We start from the raw sequence: 17,318 nt of genomic DNA on the forward strand, positions 1-17,318 counted from the left end.
AAAAGCGGGATGCCGTCACCACTCGGGTGACGGCATCCGGCCCACGGCTCTCAGTCGCGGACCGCGACCTTCACCGGCGATTCGGCGTCGATCGCAGGCGCGTCCGCGGAGCGCGCCACCACGACCGACTCGGTCGTGCCCCGCCGCTTCCGGAGACCCGGCAGGGTGATCAGCAGTCCGGCCAGGGCGATGACGGTGACCACGGCGAGACCCGGGCGGAAGTTGTCCAGGGTCGCCTGCGGGGAGGCCGCGGCGCCTCCGTCCGCGGTGATGACGGCGGTGACGACGGCGAGGAAGAGCGCGCCGCCGACCTGGATCGAGGTGTTGAGCAGCCCCGAGACCATGCCCTGCTCGTGGTCGTCCACGCCGTTGGTGGCCTGGATGTTGAGCGAGGGGAAGACCAGGGCGCAGGCGGCGCCGAGCAGCAGCATCGAGGGCAGGATCACCGCCGCGTACTGCGGGGTCAGCGAGATGCGCAGAAAGAGCGCGTACGCGACGACGAGCAGGGTGAAGCCGACGGCGATCACCCGCGGCGTGCCGAAGCGGTCCACGACCGCGCCGATCTTCGTGGAGGAGAGTGCGACGAGCACGCCGGCCGGCAGGAAGGCCAGCGCCGTCTGGAGCGCGGTCCAGCCGAGCAGCGACTGCATGTACTGGGTCACGATGAACTGGAAGGCCACGTACGAGCCGAAGAACGCCGCCGCGCCGAGCTGGGCGCGGACCTGGGAGCCGGAGCGCAGGACCCCGAGCCGTACGAGCGGGCTCGCGCTGCGCCGTTCCACCAGGACGAAGGTGACGAGGAGGGCGGCGGCCACGAGGAAGGACAGCAGGGTCCGGGCGGAGGTCCAGCCGACCTCGGGCGCCTGGACGACGGTGAAGACGAGCAGCAGCATCGCGGCCGTGCCGGTGACGGCGCCCGGCAGGTCGTAGCCGCCGGAGGAGTCCTCGCGGTCGCTGTGGGGGATGAGGCGGAGCGCGAAGACGAGGGCGATCAGGGCGACGGGGGCGGGCAGGAGCATGGTCCAGCGCCAGCTGAGCTCGGTGAGCAGGCCGGACAGGACCAGGCCCATGGAGAAGCCGGTGGCGGCGCAGGTGGTGTAGATCGACAGGGCGCGGTTGCGCTCCGGGCCCTCCTTGAAGGTCGTGGTGATGATCGACAGACCGGCGGGGGCGGTGAAGGCCGCGCTGAGGCCCTTGATGAAGCGGCTGGCGATCAGGAGCGGGCCGGAGTCGACGAGTCCGCCGAGGAGCGAGGCGAGCGCGAAGACGGCGAGGGCGATGAGGAAGACGCGCCGGCGGCCGAGGAGGTCGGCCGCGCGACCGCCGAGGAGCAGCAGACCGCCGTAGCCGAGGATGTAGCCGCTGACGATCCACTGGAGCGTGGCGGTGGACAGGCCGAGATCGGTGGCGATCGAGGGCAGGGCGACGCCGACCATGGAGACGTCGAGGGCGTCGAGGAACATCGCGGCACAGAGCACGAGCAGGGTGCCCCAGAGCCGCGGACTCCAGCGGTTCTGCACGGCGGGCGTGGGTGCGGCGGTGAGCGGAGAGGTCATGGGCAGCACGGTACATGCACGTGCATTGAATGCAAGCGCATTTAATTCCCATGCAACAAAATGGGTGGATTCTGCTACCGTGCGGTCATGGCAGCGAACAAGTCCGAACGCGCGCTCGTGGACGAGTGGCGTGACGTCCTCGCACTGCACGCCCGTACGACCTGTGAGCTCGACCGGGCCCTCCAGCCGTACGGGCTCGGGGCCAGCGACTTCGAGGTCCTCGACGTCCTCGCCGAGGGCGCGGCCGAGGACGGCCCGGGCTCCTGGCGCGTCCAGGAGCTCGCCGGGCGGGTCCACCTCAGCCAGAGCGCGCTGTCCCGGACGGTCGCGCGTCTGGAGAAGGACGGCCTGGTCCTGCGCGGCATGTGCGCCGAGGACCGGCGTGGCGTCCAGGTGAAACTCACGGAGAAGGGGCTCTCGCGGCACGCCGAGGCGCAGCCCCTCCAGCGCGAGGTACTGACGAGGATGCTGGACCGCAGCTCCTGATTCGAGCGGGCGGGGGACTCCTCATGTGAGGGCGGTCCGACGCGTCCCTTCCCTCACTTCCAGGTGACGCCCGAACTCTCCCGCCACAGCCGGGCGACCGAGTCGTCCCCGGTCACCGTCACGGCGTCGGCCGGCAGCCGGTTCCATAGCATCAGGTACAAGAGGTCGGCGGCCCCGCTGAACTCCACGTCCGCAGCCTCCCGTTCCCCCTCCGGGGCCTCGCCGCCCCGCTCCGTCCGGGGCGGCTCCGTCGCCGAGAGCCGTACGGTCCAGACGTCACCCGTGTCCGTGGCCCGCACCCGCAGGATCCGGGGCTCCGGCGTGCGCACCCGGCTGCCGTCGCGGCCGTGGAAGCCGCGCAGCAGCTCGTCGATCCCGTCGGCGGCCAGCACCGGGTCGACCGCCCCCGGCCCGGCCGCGAGCGCCGACTCGGCGTCCGCGCGATGGACGGTCGTCTCGTGGGCCTGCCGCCGCGCCCAGAAGGCGAGCGGCGAGGGAGCCGGGAGGAAGGCCCACGACTCCAGCGTCTCCGGCGCCACGCGCAGGGCGGCGACCAGGGCCGCGTGGCCCTCGCGGTAGTGCGTGAGCAACTCGTCGCCGTCGAGGTCCGGTTCGCCGCCGCCCGGGTGGTAGGAGGTGTGCCCCTCGACCACGAAGGCCGTGGCCCAGCGGTGCACCATCGTCGTGTGCCGCAGGAGGTCCCGGATCCGCCACCCCGGACAGGTCGGGACCTGGGCGTCCGGCCCGGCCTCGGCCGCCGCGTCGGCGAGTGCCAGGCCGGCCGCTTCCAGCGCCGTGATGTGCTCCGTGATCTTCATCGCGCCCCCGTCGGTCGCTCCCATGGGGCGGATTCTGGCACCCCACACGGAGGAACGTACTCAACTCACGTTCTGGGTGCCCGCGTTCCGCGCCCAGTACCCCATTGCGGCGGCTCCGGCGGCGAGGGCCGCGACGGTGGTGAGGGCCACCGGAAGCGAGAACCAGTCGGCGAGGAACCCGATGGACGGCGGGCCGAGCAGCATGCCCCCGTAACCGAGCGTGGAGGCCGTCGCCACCCCGCCGGGGCCGGCGATCGCGCCGGCGCGGGCGACGGCGACGGGGAAGATGTTGGCGAGGCCGAGGCCGGTCACCGCGAAGCCGAGGAGCGTGGCCCACACGGTCGGGGCGAGCGCGCCGAGGAGCATTCCGGCGGCCGCCGTGGCCCCGCCCGCGACGAGGGTACGGGTCTGGCCCAGGCGTTCCAGGAGCAGCGTGCCGGAGAGCCGCCCGGCGGTCATGGTCAGCGCGAAGACGGAGTACCCGGCCGCGGCCACGCCCGGGTGGGCGCCCAGGTCCTGTTCGAGGTGGAGCGCGCCCCAGTCGGCCAGCGCCCCTTCGCCGTACGCCGTGCAGAGCGCGATCACACCGAAGACGACGACCGTGCGGCGGGCCGCCCGCGAGGGCTTCCCGGCCTTCCGGGCGCCGGAGGGCGCAGCGAGGGTCTCGGGCAGGACGGGCGCGGGGTGGCGCAGCAGTACGGGCCCGGCGGCGGCCGTCAGGGCAAGGCCGACGACCGTGAGGCCGAGGAGATGGGTGGTGGGGGACAGGCTGCCGGCGAGGAGCCCGCCGATACCGGCGCCGAGCATGCCGCCGAGGCTGAACGCGGCGTGGAAGCTCGGCATCACGGGGCGGCGCAGCGCGGCCACCAGGTCCACGGCGGCGCTGTTCATGGCGACGTTGATCCCGCCGTACGCGGCGCCGAAGACCAGCAGGACGAGGCCGAGGGTGAGCGGGGAGCGGGTGAGCGCAGGCAGGGCGACCGAGAGGGAGAGCAGGACGGCGGTGGCGACGGTGACGGCGTGGGAGCCGTAGCGGCGGCAGAGCCGACCGGTCAGGGTCATCGTCACCACGGCGCCCGCCGAGACGCCGAGCAGCGCGAGTCCGAGATCTCCGGCCGAGGCACCGGTCTGCTGCTTGACGGCGGGGATGCGGACGACCCAGCCGGCGAAGAGGAATCCGTCGAGGGCGAAGAAGAGGGTCAGGGCGGAGCGGAGGCGGGACAGGGAGTGGGTGGCGGTGTCTCCGCCGGGGCCCCCCGATACGGCCGTCCGCACTTTGTTTAGTAGCGGCACAAACTCAGGATAGGGGGAGCCCCGGGCCGCAATCAAGCGAGCGACGGGCGGAGGCGCGAACGACCCTTGATCATCGACGAGGGCGACCGCACCTCCTCGACGAGCTCCTCCCCGGAGCACGAAGCTCCGTGCCGTGCAGGCTGTCCGGGTGACAAAGGCCAGGTCATCGCGGTGAGGACACTCCCCAACGGGCCCATGGAGAGCATCGTTTCTGCGCCCGTGTGCCCCCGGGATCCGGCCGCCCGGCATTGGAGTGAGACGCCGTGACCCGCCATTTCCCGAGGCGTTTGACCGGCAGACGAGCCGCTTCCGGCACGTCATTCCGAGATCTTGAGGAGTAGTCATGCGTTCTCTCGCCGCTTCCGTCCTGGCCGTGGGCATCCTGCTGGGCGGCGCCGGTTCCGCGCTCGCCAACGACGGATTCGGGACGGGGTACTTCTCCGGCGGTGGCTCCGGCTTCAGCTCGCACTGCTCGGCGACCGGCGTCCCGTCCGTGTACGGCACGATCTTCACCGGCTCGTGTTCGGAGAAGGGCTGGGAGAAGGGCCCGGAGGGTGCCTTCCTCGGCGCCCACTGACCTGACGCCGGCCCCCGGCTCGGACGAGGCCGCAGCCCTCGCCCGAGCCGGGGGGCCAGTCGGCGACGTACGGGAGTGGGGGACGCGCAGGGACCGCGTTCGGGACGTAAAGCGTGATTTGTGGCGCAACAGGATGCTGGACTCTCCAGGCCCGGCACGCGCTGTAAATCATGCAGTCCCGAACGCGGTCCCGGAGCGTCCCCCACGGCGGGACCCACGACAGGCCCCGCTCACCCGCCCAACGGCCACACGCCCCACCCGCCCACCCGCCCAGCGGCCACGCCCCACCCGGCCAAGGGCAGACGCCCAGGGGAACACCCCACCCCCCGATCATGGGAGACTCGCCCCCATGAACGGCAAGGCGACGACGATCCGGACACGGCTGGACAGGGGGCGCAACGCGCTCGGCCCCGCGCTGGAGCTGGTGCACACCGGCAGGGCTCCGACACGGGCCGTCCTCACCGCCGAACTCGGCGTCACCCGGGCCACCGCGGGCGCGGTCGCCGCCGAGCTGGAGGCGCTCGGCCTCATCCGCGTCGACTCCAACCCCGGCGCCGCCGCCGGCTCCCAGGGCCGCCCCTCCCACCGGCTCGCCGTCGACGAGAAGGGCCCCGTCGCCCTCGCCGCCCAGGTCCACGCGGACGGCTTCCGCGCCGCGCTCGTCGGTCTCGGCGGCACCATCGTCGCCACGGCTCCCGGCTGCGTCACCGTCTCCGCCGACCCCGCCCAGGTCCTCGGCGCCGTGGTCGACGCAGGAGCCGCGCTGCTCCGGGAGAGCGGCCGGCGCTGCGTCGGCGCCGGACTCGCCGCACCGTCCGCGGTGGCGGAGCCCGAGGGCACCGCGCTCAACCCGCTCCACCTCGCCTGGCCCGCCGGCGCGCCGGTTCGGGAGATCTTCGCCGAGCGGGTGCGGGCCGCCGGGATCGAGGGTCCGGCCTTCACCGGAAACGACGTCAACCTCGCCGCCCTCGCCGAGCACCGCCACGGCGCCGGGCGCGGGGCTCGCGACCTTCTCTGCGTGGCCACCGGCCACCGGGGCGTCGGCGGCGCGCTCGTCCTCGACGGGCGCCTGCACACCGGCAGCGCGGGCCTCGCCCTGGAGGTCGGCCATCTGACGGTCAATCCGGAGGGGCGCCCCTGCCACTGCGGCAGCCGCGGCTGCCTCGACGTCGAGACGGACCCGCTCGCCTTCCTGACGGTCGCGGGACGGGACCCCGGACCCGAGGTCTCCCTGCTCCAGCAGGCCCGTGACCTGCTGCGGACGAGCCGGGACGACCCGGGTGTCCGGGTCGCCACCGGGGAGCTGATCGACCGCCTCGGTCTCGGCCTCGCGGGCCTCGTGAACATCCTCAATCCGGACCGGATCATCCTCGGCGGGCTCCACCGCGAGCTCCTCGACGCCGACCCCGAGCGTCTCCGCGCGGTCGTCGCCGACCGCAGCCTCTGGGGTCGCAGCGGCGGGGTCCCGATCCTGCCCTGCACGCTGGACCACAACAGCCTGGTGGGCGCGGCCGAGCTCGCCTGGCAGCCGGTGCTCGACGATCCGCTGGCCGCGCTCGGCCGGGAGCCCGCCTGAGCGACTCGCGCGGCTGGGGCCGGAGCGGTCGACCTGCGGACGCGCTACTCCAGCCACGCCCCCTCGCGCATCACGACCCTGCCGCGCAGTTCCGGCTCGCCGCGCCAGGCGCGCACCGTCCGGGGCGTCACGCACAGGTACACGTAGGGGGTCTCCTCCCTCCGCGGATCCCAGCCGAACTTGCCCAGGAACGCGTCCGCGGCCTCCTGCGGCACTTCCTGCGCGGAGTGGCACGTCGCCTCCCCTTGCAGCAGCACCACGTCGAAGGCATCCGGCAACGCCAGCCGTACGCGCGGTTCCTCGCGTGCGTTGCGCGCGGTCGCGGAGTTCGCGCCGGTACACATCCACACGGCCCGCCCGTCCCACAGGAACCACAGGGGCACCTGATGCGGGCCGTGGTCGGGGTGGGACGTCGACACCCAGATGTCGCGCTCCGAGCCGAGCCGTTCCAGGGTGTCCCGCCTGCGCTCCGCCGTGTCGCGGCGGATGGTCTCCGTTGCTTGCATGGGCGCCGACCCTAGTCAGCGGGCTCGCGGTACGCATGGGGCAGAGGTCCTAGGCCGGGAGGCGGACCGCTACCCGGGCCCCCACCAGCGGGTTCGGGGACCCGGGGCTCAGGACGTGTGACGCATCCGGTGTGGAGGCGGCCGAAAATCGCTGGGAGGGAGAGGGCGGACGACGTAGCGTTCCGCCTCGTGATCACTTCGGACTCCGGTCTCCCCCCACGCCTCGGCAGCCTCACCTTCCACGGACCCCTCTCCGAGGCCCGCGCCACCCGCATCATCGAACGGCTCGCCGCCGAGCAGCCCGCCGACGTCCTCGACATCGGCTGCGGCTGGGGCGAGTTGCTGCTCCGCCTCCTGGAGAAGGCCCCGGGCGCCAAGGGGGTCGGGATCGACATCAACGCCGAGGACCTGGCCCGCGGCCGGGCGCTCGCCGAGGAGCGCGGTCTCGCCGAGCGCATGCTCTTCGTCGAGGAGTCGGCGCTCGGCACCGACCGGGGTCCGGTCGACGCGATCCTCTGCCTCGGGTCGAGCCAGGCGCTCTGCGACCCCGAGCAGCCGTACGATCCCGCCGCCGTCCTCCGCGAACTGCGGCGCCTGGTCCGGCCCGGCGGCCGGGTCGTCCTCGGCGAGGGCTTCTGGGAGCGCACCCCGGCGGAGGAGGAGCTGGCCGGGATGTGGCCCGGCGCGCAGGCGGGCGACCACTACTCGCTCGGCGCCCTCGTGGAGCTCGCGATCGAGGCGGGCTTCCGGCCGGCGTGGATCGAGACGGCGAGCGCCGAGGAGTGGGAGGAGTTCGAGTCCGGCTACCGGTACGACACCGAGGTCTGGCTCGCCGCCCACCCGGACCACCCGCTCGCCGCCGAGACCCGCGAGCGCGTCGACCGCCAGCGGTCGACCTGGCTGAACGGCTACCGGGGGATCCTCGGGATCACGTACCTCACCCTCGTCGCCGTGGCCTGAGGCCGCGTCACCACCGGCGCCGTCCGGCCCCCAACCCGTCGCGGCCGGGGGCCGAGAGGTGCAGGACCCGGAAGCGCTCGCCCTCGTCGGCGGGCGCTTCCGCGCCCGCCTCATCCGCATCGCCCACCCCGTCCGCCCAGAGGGTGAAGGCGAGCAGCTCCCAGTGGCGCGGATCCACCGCCAGGGCCGAGGCGACCACGCCGTCCCTGCGTGCCTCCCGGGCGTGCCGGGCCACCGCGTCCGCCACGGCCTCGCCCGGCGGCACCCCTTCGCCGAGCGGCGTCCTGCGGCGCGTGGCGGTACGGGGAGCCGACGCGGCCGCCGGCCCCTCCTCGTACGAGACGCCCGTCCAGTGCTGCACCACCGGCCGGCCGAAGTCGTTCACGATGCCCTGGAAACCCGGCCCCCAGAGAAAGGAGTTCATGCCCTCGGGGGTGGCCCAGAGGTAGAACGGCGTGTACTGGTTGACCGGCGATCCGTCCTCCCGCTCCCGGACCAGATAGGCCTTCAGACCGAGCCCGGGGAAGGCGTCGAGCAGATGGCCCCTCGTCGCGACCCGCTCGCGGATGATCCCCATGTCGTAGTCGGCGGGCAGAGTGATCTCGTACTGCATCGCGTGCACGGAACTGTCTCTCCGGTCTCTTCGGAATTCCCCCGGTGGAGGGGGCGGTCAGGGAGTCGCGAGCAGCGACAGCAGACCGCGTACGGCGCTGTCGAACGGCGCCCGTGAGCCCGTGGCGCGGGCCAGGACATAGCCGCCCTGTACGGTCGCCACGACCGTCGCCGCGATCTCCACGGGATCGATGGAGGCCCTCAACTCACCACTGTCCAGGCCTTCTCGGACCACCTCGGCGAGCCGGTCGCGCAGCCGGTCCAGCACTTCCTCGACGGGGGCGCGCAGTTCGGGGTGGGCGATCACCTCCGGGTCCATGGTCAGCCGCCCCACCGGGCAGCCGCGCAGGACCTCGCGCTCGCGCAGCAGGTACGCCTCGATCCGCTCGTACGCCGAGCCCTCGCCGCCCAGGACGGCCTCGGCCGCGGCGCCCATCTCCTCGGCCGTACGCCGGATCGCCGCGAGCGCCAGGTCGGGCTTCCCCGAGAAGTGGTGGTACATGCTGCCCTGGCCCGCGCCCGCCGCCTGCTGGACGGCCTTGGGGCTCGTGCCCACGTAGCCGCGCTCCCACAGCAGCTCGCGGGTCGCCTCGACGAGGCGCTCGGCGGTGGTCTTCGGAGTGCTCATGACCGCACTGTACATATCAGTAGGTACAGAGAGGAAGGCCGTCCGGACCGCCCGCGTACTCCCGCTGTCGTACGCGCGAAGCCGCTGCCCGTACGACGCCCCGGACCCCCTCCCCGCGCGAGTCTCGAAGCACGGACATCACCCCAGCGCACCGAGGAGCTGAACCCTCATGAACACCCTCGCCGACACCCTCGCCCACGCGGGCCCCGGCCCGTGGATCCTCCTCTTCCCCCTGATCTGGGCCGTCGTCATCGCGGGCGTCGTCACGCTCGCCCGCCGCGCCGGATGGCGCCCGGGCCGCGGCGGCCGTCCCCACCGGGACGGCGGGCCGGACGAGCACTCGCCGATCGCCCTGCTCGGCCACCGGTTCGCCGCCGGGGAGATCGACGAGGACGAGTACTGGCGCCGCCTCACCGTCCTGGAGGAGCAGTTCGGCCGCGCCGCGACCACCAAGGAGCGCCGGGCATGACCACCGCGACCCACACCCCCGCCGCGCACGCCGCCCGGGTCCTGGACGCCGTCAAGGTCTACGGGCGGGGCGACACCGAGGTCAGGGCCCTCGACGGGGTGAGCGTCGACTTCCCGGCCGGCCGCTTCACCGCCGTCATGGGCCCCTCGGGCTCGGGCAAGTCCACGCTCCTGCACTGCGCGGCCGGGCTCGACACCCTCACGTCCGGTGCCGCCTTCGTCGGCGGCACCGACCTCTCCACCCTCGACGACCGCCGTCTGACGCTGCTGCGCCGCGACCGCGTCGGCTTCGTCTTCCAGGCCTTCAACCTGCTGCCGACCCTGACCGTCGCGGAGAACATCACCCTCCCGCTCGACCTCGCGGGGAGGACCCCCGACCGGGCCCGCTTCGACCGGCTCGTCGACACCGTCGGTCTGCGCGACCGCCTGCACCACCGGCCGGGCGAGCTCTCCGGCGGACAGCAGCAGCGCGTGGCCGTCGCCCGCGCCTTCGCCGGCGACCCGGACGTCGTCTTCGCCGACGAACCGACCGGGAACCTCGACTCGCGCTCCGGCGAGGAGGTCCTGCGGCTGCTCGGCCGTACGGTGCGGGAGACCGGCCGTACGGTCGTCATGGTCACCCACGACCCGGTCGCCGCCGCCCACGCCGACGAGGTGGTCTTCCTCGCCGACGGGCGGCTCGTCGACCGGATGACCGGCCCGACGGCCGACCGCGTCCTCGACCGCATGAAGGCCTTCGAGACCGACACCGGCCGACCCTCCGCGGCGCCCCCCGCCACGGCTTCCCTCACGACCCGAGGAGGGGCGACATGAGACCCCCCGCCACCCTCCGCCTCACCCTCTCCTCCCTCCGCGCCCACCGGCGCCGCTTCCTCGGTACCTTCGCCGCCGTCCTCCTCGGGGTCGCCTTCCTCACCGGCACCCTCGTCATGGGCGACACCCTGCGCGCGAGCTTCGACACGATGTTCACCGGCGCCACCCGGGGCACGGACGCCGTCGTCCGCAGCGCCACCACCGTCACGGCGGCAGGCGAGGCCCAGGGCACCCGCGGCCCCGTCGACGCCGACCTCGCCGACCGGATCGCCCGGGTCCCCGAGGTCGCCGCCGCCGCGCCCCTCATCGAGGGCGCCGGCCAGCTCCTCGCCGCCGACGGGACCCCCGTCGGCGGCAAAGGCCCGCCCACCCTCGCCGGGAACTGGATCGAGGACGAGGCCCTCAACCCGTACCGCCTCTCGGAGGGACGCACTCCGCACGCGCCCGGTGAGGCCGTCGTCAACCGGGGCGCGGCGAAGGCCGCAGGCCTCCGCGTCGGCGACACGACCGTCCTGCGCACCCCCGACCCCGTGCGGGTCACCGTCGTCGGCCTCGCCACCTTCGGCGGCGCCGACGGCATGGGCCAGGTCACCTGGACCGGCCTGACCCGCGCCGACGCCGAGCGGTACCTGACGGCCCGCCCCGGCGAGGCGACGAGCATCGCCGTACGCGCCGGGCCCGGCGTCAGCCAGAAGGAGCTGGTCGCCGCGCTCGCCCCCGCCCTGCCCGAGGGGGTCGAGGCGATCACCGGACAGCGCGCGGCCGAGGAGAACACCGAGATGGTCTCCGGCCGGTTCCTCGGCCTCTTCACCACCTTCCTGCTGGTCTTCAGCGGTGTCGCGGTGCTCGTCTCCGTCTTCACCATCCACAACACCTTCGCCGTCCTCGTCGCCCAGCGGACCCGCGAGAACGCCCTGCTCCGCGCCGTCGGCGCCGCCCGCCGCCAGGTCGTCACCGGCACGCTCGCCGAGGCGCTCGCCGTGGGGCTGCTCGCCTCCGCCGCCGGACTCCTCGCCGGGATCGGCGTGGCCGCCGGCCTCCAGGCACTCTTCCCGGCCATCGGGTTCCCGTTCCCCGAGGGCGACCTGGTCGTCACCGCAGGCTCCCTCGCGCTCCCGCTCGGCGTCGGACTCGCGGTCTGCGCCGGCTCGGCGCTCCTGCCCGCCGTACGGGCGGGGCGCACGGCCCCGCTGGCCGCGCTCCGCGAGACGGACGTCGACGGCTCGGGCACCTCCCGCGCCCGCGCGCTGACCGGCGGCACGCTCCTCGCCGCCGCCGTCGGCACCGTCCTCGCGGGAGTGCTCGGCGACGACCCCTCGCTGTGGCTCGCCGCCACCGGCGCGGGGATCGCCGTCGCCGCCTTCGTGGTCCTCGGACCGGTGGCCGCATCGGTCGCCGTACGCGCGCTCGGCAGACCCCTGCGCGGCGCCAACCGCGGCCTCGCCCGCCGCAACGCCCTGCGCAGCCCCGGACGGACGGCCGCGACCGCCACCGCCCTCATGATCGGGGTCGCCGTCGTCACCCTCTTCACCGTCTTCGGCGCCTCCCTCAAGGCGACCATGGACCGCACGGTCGACCGCTCCTTCGCGGGCGACGTGGCCATCGGAGCGCCCTCGTTCGGCGCGGGCGGCAGCGGGCTCAGCCCCCGACTCGCCCCGGCGGTCGCCGCGCTGCCCGAGGTCGGCACGGCCGTCGGCCTGGGGAGCGGAGTCGCGGAGGTCGACGGCCGGGGCCGCGCCCTGACCGTCACCGACCCGGCCGCGCTCGCCCGCACCCTCGACCTCGGAGAGGTACGGGGCACCCTCACCGGACTCGGTGCGGACGGGCTCGCCGTCGCCGCCGACGAGGCCGCGGCCTCGGGCCTGGCGCCCGGGCGCACGGCCGAGCTGGCGTTCACGGACGGCACCCGGCGGACGTTCACCGTCCGGGCGGTCTACGAGCGCGCCGACCTCGCCGGGGACTACCTGATCACCCGCGAGGCCTGGGCCCCGCACCGCACCCAGGACGCCGACCGGCTGGTCGCCGTCGCCTTCGCGGACGGCGTGTCCGCGGCGGACGGCAAGGCGGCCGTGACCGCGGTCGCGGACCGCTACGGCCAACCGGAGGTGCAGACCCGGGAGGAGTACGCGGAGGCCTCGGCGGGCGGCATCGACATGATGCTCACCCTCGTCTACGCGCTCCTCGCGCTCGCGGTCCTCATCGCCCTGCTCGGCATCGCGAACACGCTGACCCTCGCCGTCCACGAACGGACCCGCGAGCTCGGCCTGTTGAGGGCCGTCGGACAGACCCGCGCCCAGCTGCGCGCCATGGTCCGCTGGGAGTCCGTCCTCGTCGCCGCCTTCGGCACCCTCGGCGGGCTCACCCTCGGCGGCTTCCTCGGCTGGGTGCTCGTCCGCGCCTTGGAGGGATCGGGCGACAGCGCGCTCGCCTTCGCCGTACCGTCGGCGCGACTGGCGGCCGTGGCCCTGATCGGCCTGGCGGCGGGCGTCGTGGCGGCCTGGCGCCCGGCCCGCCGCGCGGCGCGCCTGGAGATCCTCCGGGCGATCGGCACGGAGTGACGTTCAGGCGGTGGCCTTCGGGCCGGCCGGGTGGGCGTCAACCCGCCCGGCCGGCCGGGACCGGTCCGGCGACGACGGGGGCCAGGGCCGGTCCGGCGACGACCGGCGCGAGGACCGGCTCGGCCGGGGTGCCGAAGGGCACGTCGGGGACGCCCGGGAAGGGGCCGTACGTCCCGAAGGGGACCTCGGGCGCGGGGCCGTGCACGGTGTGCGCGCGCTCCTCGACCGGGGCGGCGGACGGCGGCGCCGTGAGCGTGAACCACACGACCTTCCCGTCGGCGCCGCACGGGCGGACGCCCCAACTCTCGCTGACCGCACCGACGATGGCGAGGCCCCGGCCGGAGGTGGCGAGTGAGTCGAGCGCGTCGAGTGGGTCGAAGGCGTCGAGTCCGTCACCGTCGACCGGGAATCCGGCCTTCGGTATTCGGGGGTCGTGGTCCCTGACCGACACGGTCAGCCGGTCGAGCAGCAGCTCGATCTCGACCGTGCAGCGCTTGTCGGGCTGCGCGTGGCGGTGGACGTTGGTCAGAAGCTCGGTGACACCCAGCGCGGCATGGTCGATCAAAGCGTCGAGATGCCAGTGGCGCAGATGCGCGGAGACGATTCTGCGGACCTGACCGATCCGCGACGGCAGGGCATGGAGCTCCACCGCGTAATACCTGCTCGGCTCGCTGATCACGGCTGCGACTCCCCGAAGTAGTCCGGAAGAAGACGAAGATTCGGATCTCTCATGCGGTACAGCGGTACAGCAGGGTGGCGACCGAGCGGTCGAAGCGCAATGTCACCACCGGTGAACCCTCGGTGAGGTGGTTCCAGCGTGAACCAGCGGTGACCGTGCCGCAACTCGCGGCGAACCGTGGCAGGTCAGGACCGGCGGGCCGCCCGCTTGAGCGCCGCGAGGAAGCGCCCCGACTCCTCGGCCTGGCCGCCGTCCCCGTGGTGCAGGGTCAGCCGGTACCGGGTGCCGTTCACCGTCGCCACCGCCTCGTCGGCCTTCGCGAACCACGGCCGCCCCGCGCGTACGGCGCTCACCGGCGCGCTGTCGATCTCGCTGCCGTAGCTCGTGAGCAGCGCGAGCCGGCCGTCCTCGATCCGCACCTCTCCGGCGCGCGTCAGAGCGCGCGGCCAACGTGCGATCCGTACGCCCCGCGCGCTGAACTCGGGTCCCTCCATGCCGGTCCACCCCTCTCACCCGGTTTCCGTCACCAGTGTGCCGGGCCGCCCGCGCCCGCACCAGTGGCCGCGCCACAAGGGAGGCCTATGGGACATCAAAGGGAACGTTTGCCCAGGTGGGAGGGGTATTGTCGGCAACGGGCACCAGTGCAGTGAGCGAGGAGTGGGACGGATGAGCACCACCGAGAACAGCGTGACCGCCGCGCCGGAGACCTTGGACGTCGACCGCAGCGACCCGGCGTACCGGGCGTGGCTGAAAGAGGCCGTCCGCAAGGTCCAGGCCGATGCCAACCGCTCCGCCGACACCCATCTGCTGCGCTTCCCGCTCCCCGAGAAGTGGGGCATCGACCTCTACCTCAAGGACGAGTCGACCCACCCGACCGGCAGCCTCAAGCACCGGCTCGCCCGCTCCCTCTTCCTCTACGGGCTCTGCAACGGCTGGATCCGGCCCGGGAAGCCCGTCATCGAGGCCTCCAGCGGTTCGACCGCCGTCTCCGAGGCGTACTTCGCCAAGCTCGTCGGCGTGCCCTTCATCGCCGTGATGCCCCGCACGACCAGCCCCGAGAAGTGCCGGCTCATCGAGTTCCACGGCGGCGAGTGTCACTTCGTCGACGACTCGCGGACGATGTACGAGGAGTCCGCGGCCCTCGCGGCGCGCACCGGCGGCCACTACATGGACCAGTTCACCTACGCGGAGCGGGCCACCGACTGGCGGGGCAACAACAACATCGCCGAATCGATCTACCAGCAGCTGAAGCTGGAGCGCTACCCGGAGCCCGCCTGGATCGTGGCCACGGCCGGCACCGGCGGCACCTCGGCGACCATCGCCCGCTACGTCCACTACATGCAGCACGACACCCGGATCTGCGTCGCCGACCCGGAGAACTCCTGCTTCTTCGCCGGGTGGACCGACAACGACCCGGACGCGACCTCCGACTGCGGCTCGCGCATCGAGGGCATCGGCCGGCCCCGCATGGAGCCGAGCTTCGTCCCGGGCGCGATCGACCGCATGATGAAGGTCCCCGACGCCGCGAGCGTCGCCGCCGTCCGCGCCCTGGAGAAGGCCATAGGGCGCAAGGCGGGCGGCTCCACCGGCACCGGCCTGTGGAGCGCCTTCAAGATCGTGGCCGAGATGGTCGAGCAGGGGCGCACCGGCAGTATCGTGACCCTGATCTGCGACCCGGGCGAGCGCTACCTCGACAAGTACTACTCCGACACCTGGCTGGCCGCCCAGGGCCTGGACATCGCCCCGTACAGCGCCGCTATCGAGCGGTTCCTGGAGACGGGGGCCTGGCCGGAGTGAGCCGCCGGTCCAGGCGGCGCGCCGCGTCCCGGAAGGACAGCCCGAGACCGGGGCGGGCGACGAGGAGCGCGAGCCGGAACGGCGCCGCGCCGTCGACGGCCATGGTCCACCGCAGGCGCGTGCCCTTCCCGGCGGGGGAGAGGGCCCACTCCTCCGCCATGGCCGTGACCCCGGGCGCGTTCGTCAGGTCCACCCGGTAGCCGTACCGGACGTCGGGCTCGGCGGCGAGGATCGTCTCCTCGAAGACGATCCCGCCCCGCAGCCGGATGGTCCGGCCGGCGCCGTCCCCCGTCGGGACGGCGGAGACCACGGCCGTGAACCAGGAGGGCATGCTGCCCACCTCCACGGCCAGCGACCGGTAGACGGCCGGCGGTGGCGCTTCCAGCGTCGCCGTGTGGACGAGACGGACGGGTGCGCTTGCGGTGAAGTCGAGCTCCACCGGCCTCAGTCGGCGTGCCATGGACCGGACCTCCCCAGGACGGACGCGGAAGTGCACCCTAGCTGACAGGATGTCAACGGCACAGGGTGCCGACCGACGAGGACCCCGGGCAAGGCCTCAAGGCCTCAAGGCCCTCAGGCCTTAGGCCTTAGGCCTCAGCCCTCAGGCCTCAAGGCCCCACGTCCCTAAGGTCGGAGCAGACCGTCCACCGCCCGGCCGAACAGAACCCGCCCCGCTCGCGCCAGGACCGGGTCGAAAGCGCGCGGCAGGCCCCGTACCGCGAGCTCCTCCGTCCACTCCACCCGGCACCCGCCGCCCGGAGCCGCTGACACCTCGACCTGCGCCCAACCCCGCACGACCCGGCCGGACTTCTCCAGGCGGCACACGCCGGGCCGTCCCGCCGCCGGCGGCTCCCACCGCACGACCTCCATCGGGTCGTCGAAGGCCAGCCGGCCGATCCCGGTCCGCGCGGTGAACCGCGTCCCCGCACCGTTCGGGCCCGAGGTCAGGACCCTCGTCCGGGTGAGCGGCACCTGGCGGCCGTGCGCCGGCCAGTCCGTCAGCCGCCGCCACACCTCGTCCGGTGCCAGCGGTACGGTCCGCTCGACCCGGAAGAGGGTCATGCCGGCTCCTCGCCCGCCACCACGAGCCCCGGCAGGTGCTCCGTCACCTCGCCGCGCACCCCCTCGCCGAGGCCGCGGTCCGTCACCCAGGTGTCCACCTCGCCCAGGTCGGCGAAGGAACTCAGGCCCACCGTCCCCCACTTGGTGTGGTCGGCGACCACGACCACCCGGCGCGCCGACCGCATCAGGCACCGGTTGGTCTCCGCCTCCGCGAGGTTCGGCGTCGACAGGCCGGCCTCGACCGAGATGCCGTGCACCCCGAGGAACAGCAGGTCGAAGTGGAGCGAGCGGATCGCCCGGTCCGCGACCGCGCCGACCAACGCGTCGGACGGCGTACGGACCCCGCCCGTCAGGACGACGGTCGCCGCGCCGCGCCGCACCTCGGCCCCGCCGCCCGTCAGTTGCGCCTCGTGGAACACGTCGGCGACCCGCACCGAGTTCGTCACCACCGTCAGGTCCGGCACGTCGAGCAGATGCCGCGCCAGCGCGTACGTCGTCGTCCCGCCGGACAGGGCGATCGCCGTGCCCGGCGCGACCAGCGCCGCCGCGGCCCGCGCGATCTCGTCCTTGGCGCTCGGTTCGAGCACCGACTTCGCCTCGAAGCCCGGCTCGTGGGTGCTCGCCTCGACCACCGGCACGGCCCCGCCGTGCACCTTCGCCAGCATGCCCTGCCGCGCCAGCGCGTCCAGGTCGCGGCGGATCGTCATGTCCGAGACGTTCAGCCGGCGGGTCAGCTCGTTCACCCGCACACCGCCGCGCCGCCGGACCTCGTCGAGGATCAGGGCGCGCCGCTGCTCCGCGAGGAGGTTCTGGTTGTCAGTCACCGCCGGGGCCGGTCCTTCCGCAGAGAACAAGGGGATCTTGTCGGAACAGCGTCGGATTCGGTGAGAGTCCGTGCGCGGGCGCACGGCTGTCCGCGATCCTGTTTC

19 protein-coding genes are annotated in these 17,318 nt (G+C 73.8%); 8 read left to right on the top strand and 11 right to left on the bottom strand.

All coding sequences use genetic code 11. The annotated features are described in order from the left end of the window. Window positions 1-50: 50 nt before the first annotated feature. On the bottom strand, window positions 51-1,556 hold the full coding sequence (locus ASC82_RS05875) for an MFS transporter (RefSeq protein WP_056642536.1): 1,506 nt from the start codon (window positions 1,554-1,556) through the stop codon (window positions 51-53). An 87-nt stretch (window positions 1,557-1,643) separates the two neighbouring features. Here ASC82_RS05875 and ASC82_RS05880 point away from each other — a divergent pair, with 87 nt between their 5' ends. Continuing rightward, complete coding sequence (locus ASC82_RS05880; protein WP_056642537.1) at window positions 1,644-2,042, top strand: MarR family transcriptional regulator; 399 nt, start codon at window positions 1,644-1,646, stop codon at window positions 2,040-2,042. A gap of 53 nt (window positions 2,043-2,095) precedes the next feature. On the opposite strand, the gene ASC82_RS05885 is transcribed toward ASC82_RS05880, so the two are convergent. Then, window positions 2,096-2,860: a maleylpyruvate isomerase family mycothiol-dependent enzyme gene (locus ASC82_RS05885; RefSeq protein ID WP_056643318.1), complete on the bottom strand. Its 765-nt coding sequence runs from the start codon at window positions 2,858-2,860 to the stop codon at window positions 2,096-2,098. A 60-nt stretch (window positions 2,861-2,920) separates the two neighbouring features. Then, complete coding sequence (locus ASC82_RS05890) at window positions 2,921-4,153, bottom strand: MFS transporter (protein WP_056642540.1); 1,233 nt, start codon at window positions 4,151-4,153, stop codon at window positions 2,921-2,923. Window positions 4,154-4,496: 343 nt separating this feature from the next. On the opposite strand from ASC82_RS05890, the gene ASC82_RS05895 reads away from it, so the two are divergent. Then, window positions 4,497-4,730 (top strand): hypothetical protein, encoded by a 234-nt coding sequence (locus ASC82_RS05895; RefSeq protein WP_056642543.1) that lies wholly within the window; start codon window positions 4,497-4,499, stop codon window positions 4,728-4,730. A gap of 349 nt (window positions 4,731-5,079) precedes the next feature. After that, a complete protein-coding gene (locus ASC82_RS05900; protein ID WP_024761404.1) occupies window positions 5,080-6,306 on the top strand; it encodes an ROK family protein in 1,227 nt (408 codons plus the stop codon). 44 nt (window positions 6,307-6,350) lie between these two features. Here the strand turns inward: ASC82_RS05900 and ASC82_RS05905 are convergent, their stop codons facing one another. After that, window positions 6,351-6,812, bottom strand: coding sequence for a pyridoxamine 5'-phosphate oxidase family protein (locus ASC82_RS05905; protein WP_056642546.1), 462 nt, complete (start codon window positions 6,810-6,812; stop codon window positions 6,351-6,353). 189 nt (window positions 6,813-7,001) lie between these two features. Between ASC82_RS05905 and ASC82_RS05910 the strand changes: the two genes are divergently transcribed. Further along, a complete protein-coding gene (locus ASC82_RS05910; RefSeq protein WP_056642549.1) occupies window positions 7,002-7,772 on the top strand; it encodes a class I SAM-dependent methyltransferase in 771 nt (256 codons plus the stop codon). A 7-nt stretch (window positions 7,773-7,779) separates the two neighbouring features. Here ASC82_RS05910 and ASC82_RS05915 read toward each other — a convergent pair whose 3' ends face one another. Together ASC82_RS05915 and ASC82_RS05920 are read right to left on the bottom strand one after the other, a co-directional pair. Further along, window positions 7,780-8,394, bottom strand: a complete 615-nt coding sequence (locus tag ASC82_RS05915) for a DUF4865 family protein (protein WP_056642552.1) — start codon at window positions 8,392-8,394, stop codon at window positions 7,780-7,782. Window positions 8,395-8,442: 48 nt separating this feature from the next. Beyond that, window positions 8,443-9,027 carry a TetR/AcrR family transcriptional regulator gene (locus ASC82_RS05920; RefSeq protein ID WP_056642555.1) on the bottom strand — a complete coding sequence of 195 codons (585 nt, stop codon included), beginning with the start codon at window positions 9,025-9,027 and terminating at the stop codon, window positions 8,443-8,445. A 154-nt stretch (window positions 9,028-9,181) separates the two neighbouring features. On the opposite strand from ASC82_RS05920, the gene ASC82_RS05925 reads away from it, so the two are divergent. The 3 genes from ASC82_RS05925 to ASC82_RS05935 are packed head-to-tail and all read left to right on the top strand — an operon-like array spanning window position 9,182 to window position 12,851. Beyond that, window positions 9,182-9,481, top strand: a complete 300-nt coding sequence (locus tag ASC82_RS05925) for a hypothetical protein (protein WP_056642560.1) — start codon at window positions 9,182-9,184, stop codon at window positions 9,479-9,481. Continuing rightward, entirely contained in the window at window positions 9,478-10,293 is an 816-nt protein-coding gene (locus ASC82_RS05930) for an ABC transporter ATP-binding protein (protein ID WP_056642562.1), read from the top strand. The genes ASC82_RS05925 and ASC82_RS05930 overlap by 4 nt, the downstream gene beginning before the upstream one ends. Continuing rightward, window positions 10,290-12,851, top strand: coding sequence for an ABC transporter permease (locus tag ASC82_RS05935; RefSeq protein ID WP_056642566.1), 2,562 nt, complete (start codon window positions 10,290-10,292; stop codon window positions 12,849-12,851). The genes ASC82_RS05930 and ASC82_RS05935 overlap by 4 nt, the downstream gene beginning before the upstream one ends. Window positions 12,852-12,888: 37 nt before the next feature. Here the strand turns inward: ASC82_RS05935 and ASC82_RS05940 are convergent, their stop codons facing one another. Both ASC82_RS05940 and ASC82_RS05945 read right to left on the bottom strand, forming a co-directional pair. Further along, entirely contained in the window at window positions 12,889-13,530 is a 642-nt protein-coding gene (locus ASC82_RS05940) for an ATP-binding protein (RefSeq protein WP_079039072.1), read from the bottom strand. A gap of 185 nt (window positions 13,531-13,715) precedes the next feature. Next, window positions 13,716-14,024: a hypothetical protein gene (locus ASC82_RS05945; RefSeq protein WP_056642572.1), complete on the bottom strand. Its 309-nt coding sequence runs from the start codon at window positions 14,022-14,024 to the stop codon at window positions 13,716-13,718. A 172-nt stretch (window positions 14,025-14,196) separates the two neighbouring features. Here ASC82_RS05945 and ASC82_RS05950 point away from each other — a divergent pair, with 172 nt between their 5' ends. Beyond that, window positions 14,197-15,327 carry a PLP-dependent cysteine synthase family protein gene (locus ASC82_RS05950; RefSeq protein ID WP_056642575.1) on the top strand — a complete coding sequence of 377 codons (1,131 nt, stop codon included), beginning with the start codon at window positions 14,197-14,199 and terminating at the stop codon, window positions 15,325-15,327. On the opposite strand, the gene ASC82_RS05955 is transcribed toward ASC82_RS05950, so the two are convergent. The 3 genes from ASC82_RS05955 to ASC82_RS05965 form a co-directional block, all read right to left on the bottom strand. Continuing rightward, window positions 15,287-15,787 carry an SRPBCC family protein gene (locus ASC82_RS05955; protein ID WP_079039073.1) on the bottom strand — a complete coding sequence of 167 codons (501 nt, stop codon included), beginning with the start codon at window positions 15,785-15,787 and terminating at the stop codon, window positions 15,287-15,289. The two genes, ASC82_RS05950 and ASC82_RS05955, sit on opposite strands and share 41 nt — an antisense overlap. Before the next feature lie 164 nt (window positions 15,788-15,951). Continuing rightward, complete coding sequence (locus ASC82_RS05960; RefSeq protein WP_056642581.1) at window positions 15,952-16,389, bottom strand: SRPBCC family protein; 438 nt, start codon at window positions 16,387-16,389, stop codon at window positions 15,952-15,954. Next, a complete protein-coding gene (locus tag ASC82_RS05965) occupies window positions 16,386-17,213 on the bottom strand; it encodes a DeoR/GlpR family DNA-binding transcription regulator (RefSeq protein ID WP_056642585.1) in 828 nt (275 codons plus the stop codon). The genes ASC82_RS05960 and ASC82_RS05965 overlap by 4 nt, the downstream gene beginning before the upstream one ends. Between the last annotated feature and the right edge of the window lie 105 nt (window positions 17,214-17,318).

The sequence above is a fragment of the Streptomyces sp. Root431 genome (assembly GCF_001426585.1).
GTDB classification, from domain to species: domain Bacteria; phylum Actinomycetota; class Actinomycetes; order Streptomycetales; family Streptomycetaceae; genus Streptomyces; species Streptomyces stackebrandtii.

Excerpts from the sequence above, each read along its gene's own strand:
- ASC82_RS05945 (WP_056642572.1), bottom strand. The coding sequence starts at position 14,024 with ATGGAGGGACCCGAGTTCAGCGCGCGGGGCGTACGGATCGCACGTTGG.
- ASC82_RS05880 (WP_056642537.1), top strand. The coding sequence starts at position 1,644 with ATGGCAGCGAACAAGTCCGAACGCGCGCTCGTGGACGAGTGGCGTGAC.
- ASC82_RS05920 (WP_056642555.1), bottom strand. The coding sequence starts at position 9,027 with ATGTACAGTGCGGTCATGAGCACTCCGAAGACCACCGCCGAGCGCCTC.
- ASC82_RS05925 (WP_056642560.1), top strand. The coding sequence starts at position 9,182 with ATGAACACCCTCGCCGACACCCTCGCCCACGCGGGCCCCGGCCCGTGG.
- ASC82_RS05950 (WP_056642575.1), top strand. The coding sequence starts at position 14,197 with ATGAGCACCACCGAGAACAGCGTGACCGCCGCGCCGGAGACCTTGGAC.
- ASC82_RS05930 (WP_056642562.1), top strand. The coding sequence starts at position 9,478 with ATGACCACCGCGACCCACACCCCCGCCGCGCACGCCGCCCGGGTCCTG.
- ASC82_RS05960 (WP_056642581.1), bottom strand. The coding sequence starts at position 16,389 with ATGACCCTCTTCCGGGTCGAGCGGACCGTACCGCTGGCACCGGACGAG.
- ASC82_RS05955 (WP_079039073.1), bottom strand. The coding sequence starts at position 15,787 with ATGGCACGCCGACTGAGGCCGGTGGAGCTCGACTTCACCGCAAGCGCA.
- ASC82_RS05885 (WP_056643318.1), bottom strand. The coding sequence starts at position 2,860 with ATGAAGATCACGGAGCACATCACGGCGCTGGAAGCGGCCGGCCTGGCA.
- ASC82_RS05895 (WP_056642543.1), top strand. The coding sequence starts at position 4,497 with ATGCGTTCTCTCGCCGCTTCCGTCCTGGCCGTGGGCATCCTGCTGGGC.
- ASC82_RS05935 (WP_056642566.1), top strand. The coding sequence starts at position 10,290 with ATGAGACCCCCCGCCACCCTCCGCCTCACCCTCTCCTCCCTCCGCGCC.
- ASC82_RS05905 (WP_056642546.1), bottom strand. The coding sequence starts at position 6,812 with ATGCAAGCAACGGAGACCATCCGCCGCGACACGGCGGAGCGCAGGCGG.
- ASC82_RS05900 (WP_024761404.1), top strand. The coding sequence starts at position 5,080 with ATGAACGGCAAGGCGACGACGATCCGGACACGGCTGGACAGGGGGCGC.
- ASC82_RS05875 (WP_056642536.1), bottom strand. The coding sequence starts at position 1,556 with ATGACCTCTCCGCTCACCGCCGCACCCACGCCCGCCGTGCAGAACCGC.